Genomic DNA, 18,848 nt, shown 5'->3' with positions numbered 1-18,848 from the left:
CCGCCATTATGAAATCCCCCTGCGATTGCAGGAGGGATTGATTAAGCATTCTATGACCGCAGGCGCTTACCGGTCTGGGCATCAAACAAGAACATTTTTTCCGCGTCTACGGTGAGGAAGACCTTCTGACCCACGTTGATATCCAGCTTTTCATGGGACACCACGATCAGCTCCTGATCGTTGATACGCACCCGGATCTCCTGTCCTTCCCCGGTCATCTCTATCAGCACGATTTCCGCTGGCATCCCTGACTCGCCGATCCGGATATAGTGCGGTCGGGTGGCGCAGATGATCTCCATCCCTTCAATATGTGAGCGGAGGGGGCAGGGGAAGCGGTAGCCGTTGTTGAGCACAATCTCGCCGTGCTGAATCACGCCTTTAAGGGTGTTAATTTCCGGCGTGCCGATAAAGCCCGCGACAAACAGGTTATCCGGGTTACGGTACAGCTCTTCCGGGGTGCCGACCTGCTCAATATGTCCGGCATTCAGCACCACAATCCTGTCCGCCATGGTCATCGCTTCCGTCTGATCGTGCGTCACGTAGATGGTGGTGCGACCCATCCGCTGGTGGATCTTACGAATTTCTCCGCGCATTTTATGGCGCAGTTTGGCGTCCAGGTTGGAGAGCGGTTCATCAAACAAAAAGGCCTTCGGGTCACGCACCAGCGCGCGTCCCATCGCCACGCGCTGACGCTGGCCGCCGGAAAGATCCCGCGGGAGGCGATCGAGCAGATGCGTCAGGCCGAGGATTTCCGCTGCCTCTTCCACGCGCGCCATCCGTTCCGCTTTTGAGACGCTGGCAAGCTTCAGGGCAAAACTCATGTTGTCCCGCACCTTCATGTGTGGATAGAGCGCATAGCTCTGGAACACCATGGCGATATCGCGTTTTTTGGCGGGCAGAGTGTTGACCACCTCGCCGTGCATCAGCAGTTCACCGGAGGTGATGTCTTCCAGACCCGCAATCATGCGCAGCAGGGTGGATTTCCCACACCCGGACGGGCCGACCAGCACAATAAATTCGCCTTCGTGAATGCTCAGCGAGATTCCTTTAATGATGCTGACGTTGCCGTAGGATTTACCGAGATTATTTAAAACGATTTGGCTCATGTTACTCTCCTCGCCCGGCGTTGTGGCCTGGCTGCAATAATGGCATGACGTGCTGGCGGTAAAGCGCCGCCGCAGCGAGATCCTGCTGGATAATGCTTTGTGCTGATTCGCTGAAGCGCAGCGCGGCCGTACGCAGATCCAGGCGGTTGGCGCTATCAATACCCGCCAGCACCTCAGGTTCGACAATGGCTTCCCCGTGCAGCGCGCCTAAAATCGCGCCGCTCATCACCCCGATAGAGTCGGTATCACGGCCTGAATTGATGGCGTCTTCCACCGCCCCGCGAAACTCGCCTTCGCGCAGCAGGCAGAAGGCCAGCGCCATTGGCAGTTCCTCAATCGACATCAGGCGCGAGGGCTGGTAGGCCATGGTGGGGACGCCCGCTTTTTCCGGGCCGTGCATCAGGTCATCTCCCATCGGTGAGAAGGGCAAAAGCGCATCGTGCAGGGCGTCAACGACCTGTTGATAATCCCATGCGGTTCCACGGTAGCGATGCGCGACCTCAAGCGTTGCCGCGATGGCCTGGCGGGTGCCGTCTTTAGCCAGTTTCAATGCGATGTTGGTGATAGCCTCAATGGTGATGCCAGGAATAAATGCCGCTGCAACGCAGGCGGCGAAGACCCCGGCGGCCTCCAGCCCATAGCTCTGCTGATGCCCCTGGGTGAAATTAATGGCTTCCTGGTAAGCTGACTCAGGGTTGCAGGCATTAATAGCTCCGATGGGGGCGGCATACATGGCTGCGCCGCAGTTCACCATATTGCCCACGCCGCCCTGGCGCGGATCGCAGGCGGCCAGTTGCAGACGATGGAAGATCCATTTTTCCGGATAAAACAGGCGCTCAATAACCAGCGCTTCCCGATCCAGTTCCGGCACCCAGCGCGGTTCCCAGGCAATCTTCCGCACAAAAGACTCCCCCATATCCCACGCATCAACGTGACGGCCCAGCTCGCTGTAAACCTCCATCAGGCAGAGCGTCATCAGCGTATCGTCGGTGATGATACCGTTGCCGCGTACGCGGTTGTTGCGCCGTGCGGACGGCTCGTCCATCCGGTGCCAGCGCTGGTGGATGGAGGTGACGCGGCCATATTTCTCCGCGATTTGCCGGGCGGAGAGTTTCTCAACCGGTCCGCCTAAGGCATCACCGAACGCCACGCCATACAGCATGCCCAGAATGCGGGACGTGAACGATAAATCAGCGGCTTGAGTAACGGTCATTTTAATTTTTCCTCTGCATATTCGGTCATGGCGTTTCCACCTGCGGCTTTCCAGGCGCTGACATACTGATCCCACTGATCAAATGACGCTTTGCCAGAGACAAACTGGTACGCCCACTGGTTATAAATACTGCTGGTTGAGTCGATGGCGGCGGCAAACGACGCCGGGAAGATAAAGGCGTTATCCGCCGTAAAATAACGTTGTGAATTGTCGATATAGCGCAGCATCGCAGGCGTCCGCCACTCCACCGGCGGCTTCCAGTTGGCGGCCTGGATAAACCGCGGATACCAGGCATTAATTTTTGGCGTCACGTTTAACGTGTTGCCCTTACGAACATAGTGCGTGTTCTCGAAGCCCATCTGCTCCATCATTTGCCCTTCCGGGCTTGCCAGAAAATCGAGCAGGATCATCACTTCCTTTTTATGTTTCGAGAGCGAGGACATGGCAAAGCCGCGCGTTTCCATGGAAACATCTGTCGCCGCCAGCCCTTTACCTGCCGGGCCTTCGGGTGGGTCGAGCAGGGTGAGGGTGGCGTCAGGATGGATCTGGCGCATCTTTTCCTGGTACACGCCGACGTTGCCCGGCGATGAGACGGATACCACGCCAACCTTGCCGGTATAAAACTCATCCTCTTTTAGCTCCCAGTTGGTGGTGATGTACTGGGAGGAGAGCAATCCTTTCTGATACAGCGAATGGTAGAACTCCAGCTTGCTCCGCTCCTGCGGGCTTATCTGGGCGTTGATCAGCTTGCCCTGATCGTCCTTGAGCCAGGTGGCGTGAATGCCAAACGCCGGGTTCATAAAACCGTCGAGATCGCGCAGGTCTTTCTCGGAGGTGATCCCCCAGCTATCCGTCTTACCGTCGCCGTTGTAGTCACCGGCGTGGATCGCATTGAACAGCGTGACGTACTCCGCCAGCGTTTTGGGTGATGCGCTGAATCCGCTCTTCTGTAACCAGTCCTCACGGATCACCGGCTGGCGCGCGCGCAGGGGAAAGACATACAGCAGGGTCGGATGGTTTTGCAGGCGAAGCCGGTTGTGCGGCCACAGCGCCTCTTTCAGATAGCGGGTTTGCGTAATCCACGGACGCCAGTCTTCAAGAATGCCCTGTTCGACCATCTTCTGGTCGCTGCCGTTGAAATAGATCAGATCAGGGATGGTGCCGGAGAGCAGCATCACGTTCAGCACGTCGGAGTAGCCGGAAGACGACAGGTTGACGATCTCAATGTGGATATCGTGTCCCTGGCGTGCCAGCGCCTGCTCGATTCGCTGAATATGCGCGACATCTTCGCGGTTGGTGGTCAGCAGATCTTTTTCCACAATCCGGATAGTGACCGGCTCGGCCCAGGCGGCCTGGCATAACAGCAGGCCGCAGGCGATTGCTGTGAATAATTTCATCGTCATCGCTCCTGTTAACCCTTCACCGCGCCGGACATGGTCCCTTTGGTGAAGAAGCGCAAAATAATCGGGTAGATGGCAATCAGCGGGGCGATGGTTAAGGTGATCATCCCGGCTTTCAGCGCCTTGATGCTGATCTGGCTGGCATCGGTGTAGTTCGACATGCTTTCGACGCCTACCATCGCCAGCTTATCGCCCTCGACGACAAACTGACGCAGCACCACCTGCAACGGCCATTTGTCCGGGTCGTTGAGGTACACCATGGCGCGGAAAAACTCGTTCCAGTGCAGCACCATGTAAAATAACGTGATCATGGCAATGGACGATTTGGCGACCGGCATAATGACGTACCACAGCGTCTGGAACGGGTTCGCGCCATCGAGTTCGGCGGCTTCCAGCAGCTCCTCCGGGATCTCTTCGAACAGGCGAACCAGAATAATTAGGTACCAGGCGAAGACGGCGCGATACAGGATGACGGACCAGTAGCTGTTCAGTAGCCCCAGCTTTTTCATCACCAGAAAATCGGGGATGATGCCCGGCTCAAAGACGATGGTGAACAGGACAAACATAAACAGCCAGCGGCGTCCCGGCAGGCGTTTTTGCGCCAGCGCCCAGGCCAGCAGCACGGTGAAAACTACGTTGATGATGGTGCCCACCACGGTAATCAGCATTGCATTGCCAAACCCGCGCAGCACGGCTTCGTTGGTCAGCAGCAGCTTCCAGACGTCCAGCGAAAAGCCCTGCGGAATAATTTCCAGGCCGCTCATGCCGGGCACGTTTGCCGGGCTGGAGAAGGATATCGCCACCAGGTTGAGGATCGGTTGTAGCGTCACGACAACCAGCAGCATCAGTACCGAGAGAATGAGCACATATTCGATGCGCTCAAAAGGGGTGCTTCGTGATGAGATGCGCATTACCAGACTCCTTTACCCGTCAGGCGTTTTGAAACGTTATGTGCCAGCACGATAAGGATCATGCCGATCACGCCTTTGAATAACCCTGCGGCGGTCGCCAGCGAGAACTCCCCGGTGCGCAGGCCCATGCGGTAGACGTAGGTGTCGATGATGTCTATCTGACCGTTCACCACGTCGTTGGTCATGTTGAAGACCTGATCAAAACCCTGGCTCAGGAACAGCCCGACGTTGAGGATAAACAGCGTGGCGATGGTCGGTGTGATAGCGGGCAGGGTGATGTGCCAGATTTTGCGCCAGCGCCCGGCACCATCCATTTCCGCCGCTTCATACAGCTGTGGATCGATGGCGAGGATCGCCGCGATGTAAAGTAATGAATCCCAGCCCGCGCTGCGCCACATTTCAGTGAACACCAGTACCCAGCGGATAGAGCCGCTGTCGGTCATAAAGGGGATCGGATCGTAGCCCATCGATTTAATGATGTCGTTAACCGCGCCATCAACCGGCGAGAGCGTGGCAATCGCGATACTGGCGATCACCACCCAGGAAAGATAATGCGGCAGATAAATCACCGACTGGACAAATTTACGGTAACCGGATGAGCGCACTTCATTGAGCAAGAGCGCCACGATAATGGGAACCGGAAAAATAAAAATCAGCTTCATTGCGCCGATAATCACGGTGTTCTGTATCACCTGCCAGAAAACAGGGGATGACATCAGCGTGGCAAAATACTGCATCCCGACCCAGATATTCGGCGGGATAATACGGTACTGCTCAAACGCAATTTTGGTTTCCCAAATGGGTAAATAGTGCCAGATAAAAAAATAGATAACTCCAGGCAGGGCCATCACGTAGAACGGCCACCACCGGCGTAACGTCTGGCGGCAACGTGCCATGCGGGATAGTGTTTGCTGGTGAGGCATGTTATTTACCTGCGGTATCGCGCCGCCGGGTTTAGATTCTGTCAGGGCTTTCATCGGACATACTCCCATTACTGAAATGGTTGTCGTGAATATAATCTGTGTATGCAGAAATATGCGTGCGTTAAATTTTCTCGGTGAGAATGTTTTTATCGTTATATTGCGCGAGGCGGGTCAGGACATCTTTATATTCAGGCATATTTGATGCGCCTTCTTTTTCGACGGCCAACGAGGCGAAAGCACAGGCAAATTTTGCTGCCTGAATAATGGATTCCCCTTTCGCCATCGCGGCGGCGAATGCGCCGTTGAAGGCATCGCCAGCACCGGTGGTATCCACACATACGGCTTTCAGCGCCGGGATATGAATGAATTGCTCACCGTCATAAATAAACGCGCCTTTCGCTCCCATGGTGATGATGACGTGACCTACCCCTTTCGCTTTAATGGCTCTGGCGGCTTCCTTCGCGCTGGCAAGATCCACAATATGAATGCCGGACAGCAATGAGGCCTCAGTCTCGTTTGGGGTCAGAAAGTCCACGTTCTTCAGGCAGCTAACCACATCAGATGACCAGGGGGCAGGGTTCAAAACCACCTTAATCCCGTTACGGCGGGCAATTTCAATGGCCCGAAAGGTAGCGGGTAGATTATTTTCCAGCTGGGTTAAAAAAATATCTGCGTTTTTCACTTCAGGGGTAATCGCTTCAACTTCATCGGCTGTAATGGACCGATTGGCCCCAGGGCTGATGGCAATCATATTTTCACCATCACTTTGACAAACATAAATAAGCGCGGTGCCGGTTTTCTGATCTTTATCCTGATAAAGCGTGAAGCTGTCGATAGCAGAAGATGAAAGATGTTCAAAGGCCATCTGACTAAACTGATCGTTACCCACCTTACCGACAAAATGGGTTTTAACATTGCATTTGCTTACGGCCAGCGCCTGATTGGCGCCTTTGCCGCCGGGTCCAATAATGGTATTTTCGGAGAAAATAGATTCTCCGCTTTGCGGGAAACGATCGACATTAGCAATAATATCAACGTTGAATGAACCCAGAATACAGACTTTACCTTTCATCTTTCGCCCTTTATGTCGGGATTTGATCGTTTTTCTTGACTGCGCGGAGTCAAAAAAATGAATGATATTGCTATCTAAATTATTGACTGATTGGGTATGAAAAATACGGCGTTTGATAATTGCCCCACCGTGGCATCGCTCAATGCCGCCTTCCTGCGCTAATAAGTTCAGGTCGCTGCGAATCGTTTCCCTGGTGACGTTAAATACTTTCGCAAGCTGATTCACCGTCGCCCGTTCGTACCTGTTAAGCCAGGTCAAAATTGCATAATGCCGTTCTTTATTGAGCATAAGGTCACCTCTGTAGTTATATTATTGTTTCCTTGTTGTTAATGTTTTGGTGTTGTTCACAGATCGTTCGATAAAACAAAAGGAAACGGAAATATATGAGGTGATAACTATTTAATATCAATTGGTTATGTTGATTGCGTTAAGGGGGGTTGGGCTTTGATTTGCAGTGCGGGGATTTCAACGATGGCATGGGCCATGACGCAACGTTAGATTTTTCTCGGGCGCTTTAGCACGCAGAACATTGGTGTAGGTCTGGGGGGCTGTGGCTGATCCGGCATGAACCGGAATACCTGAACGTATAGCGATAATCGCCGGACTAAGTCGAATGGCTCGGAGAACGACAGACACAAAAAAGCCCGCAGGGCTTGCGCCGTGCGGGCTTTCAGGACTTCATCGGATGACTCTGGTAATCACCGATGAAGAATTTTGGTGGGCTGGCGGGAGTTGAACCCGCGTCCGAAATTTCTACATACCATTTTTACTGTAATAAAAACAGCTATTTACGTTTAAAAACAGAGTGTTAGTGTTATTTGGTGTTTGTCCATTTTATGCCTTTTTAACGCTCTGTCGCCAAAATGCCGCCATTACTTTCTGTCTCTAATCGAACTGTACTTCAGCAGATTATGAATACTTTTCTCAAGTTTGTAGAAGTCAGTTAGTGGATAAAGATGAATGATGCTGTCATCAAAGTTATTTATCCCTGCAAGACGTTCTGCGCGACCCAAATATCTTGAGGCTGAGTTAATTCTATCTCTTTCATCTGGTTTACATGTGTATTCCAGTGTTTTTAGAACTTGCCATGAAACTGGAGGAGTTAGTTTAAACATTTTAACTAACTTTGGGCAAAAATCCTTTGAGATTGTCTGTTGGTATGAAACTTTTGGAGGTAAAACAACATTTATTGATCTATCTCCATTATTTGTGCGCACCATCTTTGTTGATCTATAAGCAATACCTACAATATTTGATTTGCCTCTGCGGCTTATCCATTGCATCAAAAGATTAGGGATGATGTATTCTTGGGTGAACAATGTGCTGCCATTGACTTTTTTAAAGTTGCAAGCGTAAAACAATGGCATCAAACTAATATATGCCATTTTAGTTGCATAAGGGATTTTATCATCATCAATTATCCCATAGAATGATGAATAAAGAATCTCTGAAGTAAAGTCTAAAATTTTAGATTCCTCTTCTTCAGAGGTGTAAGAGGATATGTATAGCTTGTCAAAGTCGGGTTTGTCCATTTCCAGCCAACAAACATACAAGGATGACCCCAAATACAAACAAGGCAATCCTGCAACAGAATATCTTTGGGCATTTACTAAATGCCTTTTAGAGAAAGGAATGTGAAACATCTCTCCTCTATCAGTTATCGGAGTAATGGACTTTCTGACCCGGAAGAGAGGCATGGATTTATTACAAATTTTATTTAGTGGCGTGGATATGTGATGAATATAGCGTGCTGTGACGGGATCGGAAAAAGTCTTATCAAAACTATCATATGCAGATTTGATGTCGCCAGAGAGGAAGTGAGATAGCGAGTCAACTATTCCAAAATAAATTGCAGTGATTTTGTCTAATCGTCTATTAATTCTCCTGGATAACTCTGAGTCATTATCTTCTGCATAGTCTTTTAAAATATTGAAGTATACCTGACATTTATCTTTGAAATCATTGATGATGTCTGACTTTACTGTGAAAGGTAAAGTCAAATCATCGTCATCAATAATTATTTTAAATAGGGTATTTAAGTCTTCCGAAACATTTTCCCTTTGCATGAACTATCCCCGCGAGTAGTTTAATGAATGTAGCGGATTTTTTGTAACAGCATCTTCAAGATGGTCTGGTGCAAAATGAGCGTATACCATCGTCATTTTAATATCGGCATGGCCCAGAATATCGCGCAGTACCAGTATGTTTCCGCCGTTCATCATAAAGTGGCTGGCGAATGTATGGCGCAGCACATGCGTGCACTGGCCTTCAGGCAAGTCGATACCCGCTCTTTTTACAGCACGCTCAAAGGCTTTTCTGCAGGGTGTGAATAGCTTACCTCTGTTTTTGGGCAGCTCGTCATACAGATCCTGAGATATCGGTACGGTTCGGTTTTTCTTGCCTTTGGTTTTGGTATAGGTGATCCGGTATTTAGATAACTGATGGCCCTGCAGGTTTTCGGCCTCACTCCACCGCGCGCCGGTGGCCAGGCATACCTTTGCGATCATTAACAGGCTGGGGCTTTGAGAATCAGCGCAGGCATCAAGCAGGCGTTTAATTTCGTCTTGGGCAAGGAACGCCAGTTCCCCCTCTGCGATTTTGAATGTTGGTAGCCCGGCGAGCGGGTTAGGCGCTGACCAGTGGCCCAGCTTTTTCAGGGTGCCAAAAACGGATGATAAGTTACGCTGTTCCAGGTTTACCGTGCGGGGCTTTACTGGCGACATCAGCGCGCCGTCTTCGTTACGTACTTCACCTTTTAATCGTGCTTCGCGATACTTTGTAAAGTCACCGGCGGTTAACTCAGAGGCGACGGGATCGCCCAGGCCATTGCAGATAATATTCAGTTTCGCCATTAGGCGCTTGGGGTCTGCGAGCGTCTGGCCGTAAAGAGAGTGCCACTGCTCAATCAATTCTGACAAACGCCGCCGATCTTCCTTTTCACCCAGCCACGGCTTTTTATTCACTTCATCCATGGTGAAGTTTTCGAATGCTACAGCCTCGCCCTTTGTCGCAAATTGCTTGCGCACACGCTTGCCGTCACGCCCGTTCGGGTAACACTCACACAACCATTTTCCGTTCGGCTGCTTTCTGATTGTCATAGTTAGATGCTCTTAATGACTTTTACGGCGCGGCCAACTACCTCTACATCATCTACGGCGCACTCAAAGGATGCTTCATCCTGATGAACCACAATTTTATTGCCAGGGATGCGGGCAATCTTTACGAAGCTTTTAACGCCGTCGATGTCTACCAGCCAATAACCATTGCTGATTTGTTTCACAGACGTATCCACAACAAAGCTATCACTAGCTGTTTTTACAAAAAGAGAGTTGGACGATTCACCATCTAGCAGTCTGCTATCGAGAAGGATTTCATCACTCTGATGCAGTTCGCCGTTCTTCAGCTCAGCATGTTTGATACTGGGAGCTACGATTTTAGAAAGTGGTCTTACCGTGACGGAGGTTTCGTTTTTGAGATTCTTTTCTTCGTTCTCACTCGCATACATATCTCCCTGACCGGTAGCCAGCCATAGAAGGGAAATTCCTGTTTCAAGGGCGCATTGAATTACCCATTCAGCGGGAAAGCTATCTCTTAAGTATCTGTTAGCCATCGTGCTTTTCGATACGTCCAGATGTTCGCAGAGTTGCTGACGTGAACTGAAATTGTAGGCCTTAATAAGCCTGTTGATTGCATCACGCCCACCACTATCATTCCCTGCCTTGATTAAACTCATAATCAAACCCCTTGACGCATATAAAAAGTGATCCTAATATCCGCTCATGGTTTGAAAAGCAAAACCAAACCACATAAAACGAGATGAAACGAAAACAAACTAAGAGATACTGCACTATGAGCACAGATATTTCAATTCGTGTACCAAAAGAGATGGCTACGCCTGCAGAGTTCGCGGAATGGGAAGGCATTTCACGCGGCTCTGTTTATCAAAAAATCCACCATGGTCAGCTTGCTAAATACATGGTTAAGAAAGAAAAAAATAAGGGTCGTGTAAGCCTGCGTTACTTGATGTACAAAACCGATCAGGTTCGTGAGTCTCTTGGTCATTCCAACTTCCGTGTCGTTGTTGGTCAGTAAGTTCAATTATGAGAACTTTCTAAGGGGCTCGCATGTTTGATTATAAGATTTCCAAACATCCACACTTTGAAGAGGCCTGCCGGGCTTTCGCACTGCGTCACAACATGGCGAAGCTGGCAGAACGCGCGGGAATGAATGTCCAGACGCTGCGCAACAAGCTGAACCCGGACCAGCCGCATCAGCTCACACCGCCTGAAATCTGGCTGCTTACCGATCTCACTGAGGACTCCACCCTGGTTGACGGCTTCCTGGCACAGATTCACTGCCTGCCATGTGTGCCGATGAACGAAGTGGCAAAAGAGAAGTTGCCGCACTACGTCATGAGCGCTACTGCTGAAATCGGGCGCGTTGCTGCCGGTGCCGTTACTGGCGATGTGAAAACCACTGCCGGGCGCCGTGATGTGATCAGCAGCATTAACTCAGTAACTCGCCTGATGGCACTGGCTGCCGTTTCCATGCAGGCCCGCCTGCAGGCCAATCCCGCTATGGCAAGTGCGGTGGACACCGTAACGGGCCTTGGCGCTTCGTTCGGCATCATCTGAGGTGATTATGCTGACTAATGAACCGTCATTCGCATCGCTTTTAGTTAAACAAAGCCAGGGCATGCACTGCGGCCATGGCTGGATTATCGGGAAAGATGGCAAGCGCTGGCACCCGTCCCGCTCTCAGGATGAACTGCTGGCAGGGCTGACCACTACCAAACGGGGGAAACCATGGCTATTGAAGGCGCTGCGGCGACTGTTCCATTAAGCCCGGGTCAACGTATGGAAGGGCTGAACCGAATAGCGGAATTAAGGGCGAATGTGTTTGGTCTGAATATTGAGCCAGAGCTTGAAAGGTTTATTAAAGATATGCGCGACCGCCGCGATATAAACCATAAACAAAATGAGCGGGCACTGGCAGCCATATTCTTTATGGCAAAAATTCCGGCAGAACGTCACGGCGTCAATATTAGTGATCTGACTACTGACGAAAAGCGGGAACTGGTTAAAGCAATGAATCATTTTCGTGCAGTGGTGAGCTTATTTCCCAAACGGCTAACCATGCCGAATTAACCCAAAACAGAAATTAATGGCGTAAACCCGCCGGGCATTCTTTTGCCCAAATTCAGAAGAAAGAACAATGCAGAACGAATTACCAAAAATGTTTGTACCAGAAACCGACCAGCTTATGGCGGTTATTGATATTGCCAAACGTGAGGAGCGAAAAGGACGCGCGCTCGCCGTTTCAATCCGTCTTGAGGCGCTGGCAACACATATCACCAACAAAGGGTTAAACGGTATTGAAGCGGCTGAACTGCTGCGCCGCGAAGCCACCCGCTACGAAAACGAATCTCAGGAGCTGCACTAATGGCTGACTCTATGGACCTCGTACAGCAGCGTGTTGAAGAACAGCTGCAGCGCCACATCTACAATGCCCGCAGCCGAAAGGTTGGGGCTTCTTCACTGGAGTGTGAAAGCTGCGGAATTGTCATTCCAGAAGAACGCCGGGCCGCCGTACCGGGCTGTGATCTCTGCGTTACCTGTCAGGAAATCGCAGAGCTTAAAGGCAAACACTACAACGGAGGTGCTGTATGAGCACCATCCTGAAATGGGCGGGCAATAAAACTGATGTCATGCCCGAATTGATTAAGCACCTTCCTGCTGGCCCGCGACTGGTTGAACCTTTCGCGGGTTCCTGCGCTGTGATGATGGCAACAGACTATCCCAATTATCTTGTCGCGGATATTAACGCTGACCTTATTAATTTGTATAAGAAAGCGGCCCATCATTCTGAGGAATTAATACAGGTTGCGTGGGTGTTTTTTAGCGAAGGTAACAGTGCTGAAAAATATTATGAAAATCGTCTGCGTTTTAACGAAGATACATCCCTGACCGCGCTGGAGCGCGCCGCATTATTCCTGTATCTAAATCGCCATTGTTATCGTGGGTTGTGTCGTTATAACCAAAGCGGGAAATTTAATGTTCCCTACGGTAATTATAAAAACCCATATTTTCCTCATGCAGAAATCCTCACCTTTGCAGAAAAGGCAGTGCGTGCCACGTTCATCTGCGCCAGTTATGACGAAACGCTGGCAATGCTGCAGGCGGGTGATGTTGTCTACTGCGATCCGCCTTATGACGGTACTTTTAGCGGTTATCACACTGCCGGGTTCTCTGATGATGACCAGTATGATTTGGCATCTATTCTGGTGCACCGGTCATCAGAAGGCCATCCGATCATTGTGTCCAACAGCGACACCCGCCTGATTCGTTCATTTTATCGAAAATTCACCCTTCACCGCATCAGTGCAAAACGCAGCATTGGCGTTGCTGCGGGCGAAGGGAAAAGGGCAGACGAACTGATTGCTGTACTGAAACCGAAAGTATGGGCTGGCTTTGATCCAGCTTCCAGCACTGATGTTACGGCGATTCATGAGGTCCGGGCATGAGCGCGTGGGCTTATTACAACGAAATTGATCCATTCGCAGCTCAGTGGCTGCGCAACCTGATCGCCGGCGGTCACATTGCACCCGGTGAAGTTGATGAAAGGAGTATTGAAGATGTCACACCTGATGACCTGCGAGGATTTACCCAGTGCCACTTTTTCGCCGGGATCGGTGTCTGGTCCCATTCCCTGCGCCTCGCAGGATGGCCTGACGATAAGCCAGTGTGGACAGGATCCTGCCCGTGCCAGCCTTTCAGCGCGGCAGGCAAAGGCGATGGGTTTGCTGACGAGCGGCACCTTTGGCCCGCATTCTTCCACCTCATCAGTGAGCGCAGACCTCAGCATATCTTTGGCGAACAGGTTGCAGCAGGTAACGCAAACGCATGGTTCGACCTTGTTCAATCAGACCTGGAAGGAATGGACTACGCCTTCGGGCTTACGCCGTTTACGTCAGCGAGCATCGGTGCGCCGCATATCCGAGAACGCGCGTACTGGGTGGCCGAGTCCACTGGCGAGCAACATCAAAAATTGTTACCAGGATTGGGTAAAAGTAATGGCCAGGAAAGAGGCCGGGAGGCAGCCGAATCTACAGGATTTTGCAGTATTGGCGCACTGGCCCACGCCAACATGCAACACCAATCCCCAGCCGGAGACACCCCGGGGACTTCAAAATCTGGCCGGTGCGGTGAGACTGGCCGGTTGGACGACTCCCTGTCATTCGGATGGCGTGCGAGGCGGCACGGGAATAACTACGAACATGACAGGCAGCAGCTTAACCCAACAGGTGAAATTCAGCGGCCCCTTGAGGTTAACGGTTTTTGGCGAGATGCAGACTGGATCTTTTGTAGAGATGGCAAATGGCGTCCAGTTGAACCCGGCACATTCCCGCTGGTTGCAAGGTTTGCCAAAAGCCTGGGACACGGTAAGTCCTCATTACGAGCAATGGCAGGACGCAACCGCACAGGGAGACTTAAGGGTTACGGCAATGCCATAAACGCGGAGGCGGCTACCGCCTTTATCCAGGCTTATATGATGGGGGCGGGCCTGTGAAATTCACCGCCCCTGAAATTCAGGCCGTCGCTGATCCGAATGACAAAGCGATGGCCTATAAGTGGAACGCACCTAAAAAAGCGGTTAATCCCTATCTGTACCCAGCTGAAGTTGCGCCGGGTTCTGCGCTTTCAAACCTGATTTCTCTCTATGCTGCGGATAACGAGCAGGAGCAGCTGCGCCGCGAGGCCCTGAGTAATGAGGTCTGGGAACGCTATTTCTACAATGAATCCCGGGATCCTGTTCAGCGAGAAATGGAGCAGGACCAGCTGATAAGCCGCGCCAAAATGGCCCGCGAGCAGCAGCAATTCAATCCCGATCTGGTCATCGTTGCTGACGTGAGCGCCCAACCGGCGCATATCAGTAAGCCGCTGCTTGAACGGATTAAATATTTCGAGGGCCTGGGCAAGCCGAAGGCATATTCCCGCTATCTGCGTGAAACCATCAGGCCGTGCCTTGAACGCCTGGAGCGCGTGCGTACCAGCCAGGTTTCTGCGTCATTCCGTTTTATGGCGAGCCACGACGGGCTGGAGGGCCTGCTGGTTCTGCCGGAAATGAACCAGGAACAGGTTAAGCGGTTATCTACCCTGGTGGCGGCTCACATGAGCATGTGTCTGGATGCTGCCTGCGGTGAGCTGTTTACGGATGAAGACGTTACGCCGGAAGAGATCCGCCGGTCATGGGAAAGGGTGGCCGCTGAGGCAATGCGCCTTGATGTTATCCCGCCTGCTTTCGAGCAGCTGCGCCGCAAAAAGCACCGCCGCAACCCGGTCCCATACGAACTTATTCCGAGCTCGCTTGCCCGTTTGCTTTGCGCGGACTGGTGGTATCGCAAGCTGTGGCAGATGCGGTGTGAATGGCGGGAAGAACAGCTGCGCGCTGTCTGCCTGGTTAACAAAAAGGCGTCCCCGTATGTCAGTTATGAGGCAGTGATCCACAAACGCGAACAGCGCCGCAAATCACTGGAGTTTTTCCGCTCGCATGAGCTGGTTAACGCCGAAGGTGACACGCTGGATTTGGAAGAAGTGGTAAACGCCAGCAGCAGCAATCCGGCGCACCGGCGCAACGAAATGATGGCCTGCGTTAAGGGGCTGGAGCTGATCGCAGAAATGCGTGGCGAATGCGCCGTGTTCTATACCATCACCTGCCCGTCACGCTTTCACGCGACGCTTAATAACGGCAGGCCAAACCCGAAATGGACCAGTGCTACGGTCCGCCAGAGCAGCGATTACCTGGTGAATATGTTCGCCGCCTTCCGTAAGGCGATGCACAAAGCCGGGCTGCGCTGGTATGGCGTCCGCGTTGCTGAACCGCACCATGACGGCACCGTGCACTGGCACCTGCTTTGCTTCATGCGCAAAAAAGACCGCAAATCCATCACCGCGCTGCTGCGTAAATTCGCCATTCGTGAGGACCGGGAGGAGTTGGGCACCAATACCGGGCCGCGCTTCAAGTCTGAGCTTATCAACCCGCGCAAGGGTACACCGACCAGCTATATCGCCAAATACATCAGCAAGAATATCGACGGGCGCGGGCTGGCGCAGGAAATCAGTAAAGAAACGGGCAGATCACTGCGAGATAACGCTGAGAACGTAAACGCCTGGGCTTCGCTGCACCGTGTCCAGCAATTCCGCTTCTTTGGTATCCCTGGCCGCCAGGCTTACCGTGAGCTGCGTCTGCTGGCCGGTCAGGCTGCCAGATTGCAGGGGGACAAGAAGGCAGGCGCGCCGGTACTGGAAAACCCGCGCCTGGATGCTGTTCTGGCCGCAGCTGATGCTGGCTGTTTTGCCACCTACATCATGAAGCAGGGCGGCGTCCTGGTTCCCCGTAAACATCACCTTGTCAGAACTGCCTATGAACTGAACGACGAGCCGAGCGCCTACGGCGATCACGGTGTCCGTATTTATGGCATCTGGTCCCCGATTATTGAGGGCCGGATCTGCACTCACGCAGTGAAGTGGAAAATGGTTCGTAAAGCCGTTGACCTTCAGGAGGCGACAGCCGACCAGGGCGCTTGCGCCCCTTGGACTCGTGGCAATAACTGTCCCCCTGTTGAAAATTTGAACCAGACAGGGGGCGAAGTACCGGCTATTACGTCCATGGATGAAAAGGCGCTGCAGGACTATCTGCACGGCATGGGCAAAAAGGAACGGCGGGAGCTGGTCGCCCGGCTCAGGCTGGTAAAACCGAAACGGAAAAAGGCGTACAGGCAGGATATTTCTGAGCAGCAGCGCCTACAGCTGGAGTATGAGCTGCGGTCCAGAGGGTTCGATAGCAGTGAGTACGAGGTGAATTTACTTTTACGCGGCGGCAGCCTTCCGTCAGGGGGAGGGCTGCGGATATTTTACCAGAACGGGCGGCTGCGTGAGGATGACAAATGGCGCCGGTATTACTGACACATCGGATATTTTTTCTGTTTTTGACTCATATCAGGTCTTTCTTATTGAAGGACAAAAAAGCATTTTACATTTAGAAATTGGTACTATACTGTATATATAAACAGTGGATATACATACAGTTATATTGCGTAAGTGGCCGTAAAAGGAGGGAAAATGCAGGATTATCTTTTGGAGTCATTGAAACTTCAGCGCATTGATTTTTTCTTAAAGCTGGTAGCGGCAAGCGATTGCAGCGACGAAGAAAAGCGGCTGGCAATCCAGTGGGTTTCTGAGCTGACTGACGAGCTGATGGCAAAAATACGTAACCATGAGTACAGCCGCACAATGGACGCTACCAGTTAGGGGGAATCTATGCGCATAGAAATAATGATCGATAAAGAGCAGAAGATAAGCCGGGCAACACTGGAACCCCTTAAATCAGAGCTTTACCGAAATTTGCGTCCTCTCTATCCAAAAACGGCAATCCGCATACGCAAGGGAAGCGCTAACGGCCTGGAGCTGATCGGCTTAAAACTGGACGAAGATAAAAAGCGGGTGATGGAAATCATGCAGCATGTTTGGGAAGATGAAAGCTGATTTAAATATTCGTTTGGGAGAAGCGGCAAAAATGGAGGCGGCCACTGCACAGATCGGTGCTAATGGCTGGCTATATATTCCCGTTTCTGGAGGCAAAAAAATGCTGTTGCAGTGGGGGCTTTTAACCGGTGCGAGTAATTATTCTTTTAAATTCCCAATCGCATTTCCCGTAGGTGGTTTATGCCTGGTCACTATGGCCCACACAACTGATTCCGCTGATGTGAGCATGGTAACTATGACTAATGGATTTATCAGGGATAAAACCAGTGCGTTTGCCTTGTGCGCCAGAACAGTGAACGGCGTCCAGCAACCTTTTGAGCGTAGCGTTTACTGGTTCGCTGTCGGCTACTGACCTCAAAGTATTGTGTTATTACTCACACAAAGTAGCTAGATAATTATTTTACGAAACCGCACTTACGATCTGAGACTCAAACTAAGGAGTGCGTTATGAACTATTGGTTTAGCCCTGCAAATAATGCTTTTTACCCCGTAGCTTTAAAGGAGTCTTATGTAAATGCAGGTAGTCTTCCTAATGATTTAATCGAAGTGGAGGATAGTGTTTTTAGCGAATTTTCCGCGACGCCACCAGAAGGGAAATTGCGTGGCATTGGATCTGATGGTTTTCCGATCTGGATTGATATTCCCATTGTGGAAGAAAGCCCGGAACAAATCCAGGCACGCGCCCGTGCTTTGCGCGATGAATTCATCGTCAGTACAGATCGAATGCTTGTTTCTGATTACACTATCAACAATGTTTTATTAACCTCTGAGCAGCAAGCGGAACTTTTGGATGTAAGGCAAAAGTTTAAAGTTTGGCCTGAGAGTGAGGGATGGCCTGACATAGCGTTGCCTGCAATACCTCAATGGATTCTCATTGAGGCAGTAAACAACGGTTACGTAGTAAAAAATTGGCCTGAGTGAAATAAAGCCCGTAAGGGCTTTATTTTTATACAGTCGGGTTAGATACAGGATTAAATTAAAACCCTATTGCAAACCACGTAAACATACGGGAATTACCAGGCAGAGTATCGTCAAGGAAGAACTGAGCGTGAACACCCGTTTTCGTTGGGTAGCCGATTGAAACAGCTTGCCTTAAAGTTCTATAAATTGGCACATAATCATAATCGGATGCCCTCACGCCTGCGCTTGAATATACGCCGAAGCAGGCCGTAGGAAACGCCACGGGAAAAGTTATATCACACTTATACGTAGTGCTTGTTACACCTCCCTCCCATCGTCCCCACTGCACCATTAACGTAATGCCGCCGATTAATGGGAATTTCGCCCAGCCGCTATTAGACAAAACGCCGCTCGCAGCGGCGAGTTTTGCCGCTTCTCCCAAACGAACGTTATTTACCGATGGCTATAATCATAGTCCCGTACTTTCCTGCCTTTGATGTTTTAATTTTTGCGAGCGTTCGATCACCACCGATGATTTTGTACGTCGGTGCTTCTGTCTGCGTTGGGTCTACCCATATGGCGGATATAGCCAGTAACGAATAAGGGAATGCTATCGGATAAACCGCTGGCGTTCCCTCTACGTCCGTGCTGTAAACATCAACCGAAAACACCTGCACAATATGGCCGCCAGGTAATTTGAACCATCGCAGATCAGATGTGAATGCAGTCATATCCGGTATCTGATTTGCACCGATTCCAACAGCCCTTTTCGCCGCTTC

The 18,848-nt window shown here is 51.1% G+C and carries 24 protein-coding genes; 13 read left to right on the top strand and 11 right to left on the bottom strand.

Annotated elements, in window-relative coordinates; all coding sequences use genetic code 11:
* Positions 1-50 precede the first annotated feature (50 nt).
* The 9 genes from ACQG1Y_RS17630 to ACQG1Y_RS17590 form a co-directional block, all read right to left on the bottom strand.
* The gene (locus tag ACQG1Y_RS17630; RefSeq protein WP_045349524.1) at positions 51-1,106 is read right to left on the bottom strand and encodes an ABC transporter ATP-binding protein; all 1,056 of its coding nucleotides are present in this window, start codon (positions 1,104-1,106) and stop codon (positions 51-53) included.
* Position 1,107: 1 nt separating this feature from the next.
* Complete coding sequence (locus ACQG1Y_RS17625; RefSeq protein ID WP_058689508.1) at positions 1,108-2,319, bottom strand: ADP-ribosylglycohydrolase family protein; 1,212 nt, start codon at positions 2,317-2,319, stop codon at positions 1,108-1,110.
* On the bottom strand, positions 2,316-3,716 hold the full coding sequence (locus ACQG1Y_RS17620) for an extracellular solute-binding protein (protein WP_058689507.1): 1,401 nt from the start codon (positions 3,714-3,716) through the stop codon (positions 2,316-2,318). Before ACQG1Y_RS17620 ends, ACQG1Y_RS17625 begins: the two co-directional genes overlap by 4 nt.
* A gap of 14 nt (positions 3,717-3,730) precedes the next feature.
* On the bottom strand, positions 3,731-4,630 hold the full coding sequence (locus ACQG1Y_RS17615) for a carbohydrate ABC transporter permease (RefSeq protein ID WP_017692842.1): 900 nt from the start codon (positions 4,628-4,630) through the stop codon (positions 3,731-3,733).
* A complete protein-coding gene (locus ACQG1Y_RS17610; protein ID WP_223825259.1) occupies positions 4,630-5,553 on the bottom strand; it encodes an ABC transporter permease in 924 nt (307 codons plus the stop codon). Before ACQG1Y_RS17610 ends, ACQG1Y_RS17615 begins: the two co-directional genes overlap by 1 nt.
* Positions 5,554-5,674: 121 nt before the next feature.
* Positions 5,675-6,913: a ribokinase gene (rbsK, locus tag ACQG1Y_RS17605; RefSeq protein ID WP_426736895.1), complete on the bottom strand. Its 1,239-nt coding sequence runs from the start codon at positions 6,911-6,913 to the stop codon at positions 5,675-5,677.
* 584 nt (positions 6,914-7,497) lie between these two features.
* Positions 7,498-8,691, bottom strand: a complete 1,194-nt coding sequence (locus tag ACQG1Y_RS17600; RefSeq protein WP_063923529.1) for a hypothetical protein — start codon at positions 8,689-8,691, stop codon at positions 7,498-7,500.
* A gap of 3 nt (positions 8,692-8,694) precedes the next feature.
* Entirely contained in the window at positions 8,695-9,723 is a 1,029-nt protein-coding gene (locus ACQG1Y_RS17595; RefSeq protein ID WP_063923528.1) for a site-specific integrase, read from the bottom strand.
* A gap of 2 nt (positions 9,724-9,725) precedes the next feature.
* The gene (locus tag ACQG1Y_RS17590; protein ID WP_025711928.1) at positions 9,726-10,358 is read right to left on the bottom strand and encodes a phage repressor protein CI; all 633 of its coding nucleotides are present in this window, start codon (positions 10,356-10,358) and stop codon (positions 9,726-9,728) included.
* Between the two features lie 116 nt (positions 10,359-10,474).
* Here ACQG1Y_RS17590 and ACQG1Y_RS17585 point away from each other — a divergent pair, with 116 nt between their 5' ends.
* From ACQG1Y_RS17585 to ACQG1Y_RS17525, 13 genes are all read left to right on the top strand, one after another.
* Complete coding sequence (locus ACQG1Y_RS17585) at positions 10,475-10,717, top strand: Rha family transcriptional regulator (protein ID WP_032636666.1); 243 nt, start codon at positions 10,475-10,477, stop codon at positions 10,715-10,717.
* 32 nt (positions 10,718-10,749) lie between these two features.
* On the top strand, positions 10,750-11,259 hold the full coding sequence (locus ACQG1Y_RS17580; protein WP_000460863.1) for a phage regulatory CII family protein: 510 nt from the start codon (positions 10,750-10,752) through the stop codon (positions 11,257-11,259).
* Between the two features lie 7 nt (positions 11,260-11,266).
* Positions 11,267-11,467 (top strand): phage filamentation protein Fil family protein, encoded by a 201-nt coding sequence (locus ACQG1Y_RS17575; protein ID WP_071789359.1) that lies wholly within the window; start codon positions 11,267-11,269, stop codon positions 11,465-11,467.
* Positions 11,431-11,772, top strand: coding sequence for a DUF5347 family protein (locus ACQG1Y_RS17570; RefSeq protein WP_000963476.1), 342 nt, complete (start codon positions 11,431-11,433; stop codon positions 11,770-11,772). Before ACQG1Y_RS17575 ends, ACQG1Y_RS17570 begins: the two co-directional genes overlap by 37 nt.
* 67 nt (positions 11,773-11,839) lie before the next feature.
* Positions 11,840-12,067 (top strand): DUF2732 family protein, encoded by a 228-nt coding sequence (locus tag ACQG1Y_RS17565; RefSeq protein WP_029740052.1) that lies wholly within the window; start codon positions 11,840-11,842, stop codon positions 12,065-12,067.
* On the top strand, positions 12,067-12,294 hold the full coding sequence (locus tag ACQG1Y_RS17560) for a TraR/DksA family transcriptional regulator (RefSeq protein ID WP_232936618.1): 228 nt from the start codon (positions 12,067-12,069) through the stop codon (positions 12,292-12,294). Before ACQG1Y_RS17565 ends, ACQG1Y_RS17560 begins: the two co-directional genes overlap by 1 nt.
* Positions 12,291-13,148 (top strand): DNA adenine methylase, encoded by an 858-nt coding sequence (locus ACQG1Y_RS17555; protein ID WP_414234741.1) that lies wholly within the window; start codon positions 12,291-12,293, stop codon positions 13,146-13,148. Before ACQG1Y_RS17560 ends, ACQG1Y_RS17555 begins: the two co-directional genes overlap by 4 nt.
* Positions 13,145-14,194 (top strand): DNA cytosine methyltransferase, encoded by a 1,050-nt coding sequence (locus tag ACQG1Y_RS17550; protein ID WP_222567550.1) that lies wholly within the window; start codon positions 13,145-13,147, stop codon positions 14,192-14,194. The genes ACQG1Y_RS17555 and ACQG1Y_RS17550 overlap by 4 nt, the downstream gene beginning before the upstream one ends.
* A gap of 50 nt (positions 14,195-14,244) precedes the next feature.
* The gene (locus ACQG1Y_RS17545; protein ID WP_426737187.1) at positions 14,245-16,590 is read left to right on the top strand and encodes a replication endonuclease; all 2,346 of its coding nucleotides are present in this window, start codon (positions 14,245-14,247) and stop codon (positions 16,588-16,590) included.
* Between the two features lie 156 nt (positions 16,591-16,746).
* Positions 16,747-16,935: a hypothetical protein gene (locus tag ACQG1Y_RS17540; protein WP_063849403.1), complete on the top strand. Its 189-nt coding sequence runs from the start codon at positions 16,747-16,749 to the stop codon at positions 16,933-16,935.
* 9 nt (positions 16,936-16,944) lie between these two features.
* A complete protein-coding gene (locus ACQG1Y_RS17535) occupies positions 16,945-17,169 on the top strand; it encodes a DinI-like family protein (RefSeq protein WP_426736891.1) in 225 nt (74 codons plus the stop codon).
* Positions 17,147-17,521 carry a gp53-like domain-containing protein gene (locus ACQG1Y_RS17530; protein ID WP_426736889.1) on the top strand — a complete coding sequence of 125 codons (375 nt, stop codon included), beginning with the start codon at positions 17,147-17,149 and terminating at the stop codon, positions 17,519-17,521. The genes ACQG1Y_RS17535 and ACQG1Y_RS17530 overlap by 23 nt, the downstream gene beginning before the upstream one ends.
* 95 nt (positions 17,522-17,616) lie before the next feature.
* Positions 17,617-18,090, top strand: a complete 474-nt coding sequence (locus ACQG1Y_RS17525; RefSeq protein ID WP_032665794.1) for a tail fiber assembly protein — start codon at positions 17,617-17,619, stop codon at positions 18,088-18,090.
* A 55-nt stretch (positions 18,091-18,145) separates the two neighbouring features.
* Here ACQG1Y_RS17525 and ACQG1Y_RS17520 read toward each other — a convergent pair whose 3' ends face one another.
* The gene (locus ACQG1Y_RS17520) at positions 18,146-18,421 is read right to left on the bottom strand and encodes a gp53-like domain-containing protein (protein WP_375336651.1); all 276 of its coding nucleotides are present in this window, start codon (positions 18,419-18,421) and stop codon (positions 18,146-18,148) included.
* Positions 18,422-18,518: 97 nt separating this feature from the next.
* A complete protein-coding gene (locus tag ACQG1Y_RS17515; RefSeq protein ID WP_414234829.1) occupies positions 18,519-18,800 on the bottom strand; it encodes a hypothetical protein in 282 nt (93 codons plus the stop codon).
* Positions 18,801-18,848: the final 48 nt, after the last annotated feature.

Origin of the sequence: Enterobacter cloacae complex sp. 397G4 (assembly GCF_050031515.1) — a bacterium.
In the GTDB taxonomy this organism is placed as follows: Bacteria; Pseudomonadota; Gammaproteobacteria; order Enterobacterales; family Enterobacteriaceae; genus Enterobacter; species Enterobacter hormaechei_C.
This window is presented reverse-complemented; position numbering and strand designations above follow the sequence as displayed.